This is a genomic window from Burkholderia sp. Ac-20384 (assembly GCF_017104605.1).
Classification (GTDB): Bacteria; Pseudomonadota; Gammaproteobacteria; order Burkholderiales; family Burkholderiaceae; genus Burkholderia; species Burkholderia lata.
This window is the reverse complement of record NZ_JAAGPE010000662.1, coordinates 1-1,370: the sequence shown is the minus strand read 5'-3', so window position 1 is coordinate 1,370 and position 1,370 is coordinate 1. Positions and strand designations below refer to the sequence as shown.

Below are 1,370 nucleotides of genomic sequence, written 5' to 3'. Positions count from 1 at the left end.
ACGAACACGCGCTCGCGATCAGCGCCGGCGAGCGCGGCAATGCCCGCGTCGAGCGACGGCGCGCGCCAGAACGCGGCGAGCGCGCGCGGCCCCTGCCGCTTCGCGCGGACCAGGAGCCAGGCTTTCATGAAGAGGAAGCACCAGCTGGCGATGGACATCGCCAGCAGCACATAGGCGACGGCATGCGTGATCGCATCGCCGCTTTCGAGGTAGTGGACAACGCCGGTGGGTATCGCCATCGGAGTTTCCCCGTGGGGTCAGCGCAGGCCGAGCACGTCCTGCATGTCGAACAGGCCGGCGCCGCGCGCCGACAGGAAGTGGACCGCGCGCAGCGCGCCCTGCGCGTACGACACGCGGCTCGACGACTTGTGCGTGATCTCGATGCGCTCGCCGATCCCGGCGAACAGCACCGTGTGATCGCCGACGATGTCGCCGCCGCGCACCGCGGCGAAGCCGATCGACGACGGATCGCGCTCGCCCGTCACGCCGTGGCGGCCGTACACCGCGCAATCGTCGAGCGAGCGCCCGAGCGCGCCGGCAACGGCTTCGCCCATCATCAGCGCGGTGCCCGACGGCGCGTCGACCTTGTGACGGTGATGCGCCTCGATGATCTCGATGTCGTAGCCATGCGAGAAATGCTTCGCCGCGAATTCGAGCAGCTTCAGCGTGACGTTCACGCCGACGCTCATGTTTGCCGCGAACACGATGCCGATCTTGCCCGCCGCGGCCTGCAGCTCGGCCTTCTGCTCGGCGGTGAAGCCGGTCGTGCCGATCACGAGCTTCACGTCGTGGCGCAGTGCGGCCTCGATATGGGCCATCGTGCCTTCCGGACGCGTGAAATCGATCAGGGTGTCGGCCTGCGCGAACACGGCGTCGAGGTCGGCGGTCAGCTTGACCCCGGTTTCCTTGCCGAGGAACGCGCCGGCGTCCTGGCCGAGGAACGGCGAATCGGCGCGGTCGAGCGCGCCGACGAGCTGCGCGTCGGAATCGTTGAGAACGGCTTCGATCAGCATCCGGCCCATTCGGCCCGATGCACCGGCAATCGCAATCTTCATGGCTTTCTACACGACAGGTCTAAAGACGGGCGGCGCATGCCGCCCGGTTTCCGCACGCGGACTTACTGCGCCGGCGCGGTGATCGGCTGGTTCTGCAGCGTGTCCGAGCCTTGCGGGCCGACCGGCGGCGACGCCTCGTTCGACGCGTTCGGCTGCGGCGGACGATGGAACTGGAACTGCGGCTGGATCGCCGGAACCGCGCCCGGCGGCTGGCCGCCCGGCACCGGCGCACCGCCGGCAGCCTGCGTGGACGGCGCGAACCGCCGTGCGGCCGAGCCCTGACCCGACACCTGGTTGGTCGCACGGTTGGCCGCT

At 69.6% G+C, this 1,370-nt stretch carries 1 protein-coding gene and 2 pseudogenes; all 3 read right to left on the bottom strand.

Annotation, left to right across the window (positions count from 1 at the left end; translation table 11 throughout):
- Positions 1-239: pseudogene (locus G3O00_RS42685) on the bottom strand (MotA/TolQ/ExbB proton channel family protein); the annotation flags it as partial.
- A gap of 18 nt (positions 240-257) precedes the next feature.
- Positions 258-1,055: a 4-hydroxy-tetrahydrodipicolinate reductase gene (dapB, locus tag G3O00_RS42680; protein ID WP_174934218.1), complete on the bottom strand. Its 798-nt coding sequence runs from the start codon at positions 1,053-1,055 to the stop codon at positions 258-260.
- A gap of 62 nt (positions 1,056-1,117) precedes the next feature.
- Positions 1,118-1,370: pseudogene (locus G3O00_RS42675) on the bottom strand (outer membrane protein assembly factor BamE); the annotation flags it as partial.

Excerpts from the sequence above, each read along its gene's own strand:
- dapB (WP_174934218.1), bottom strand. The coding sequence starts at position 1,055 with ATGAAGATTGCGATTGCCGGTGCATCGGGCCGAATGGGCCGGATGCTG.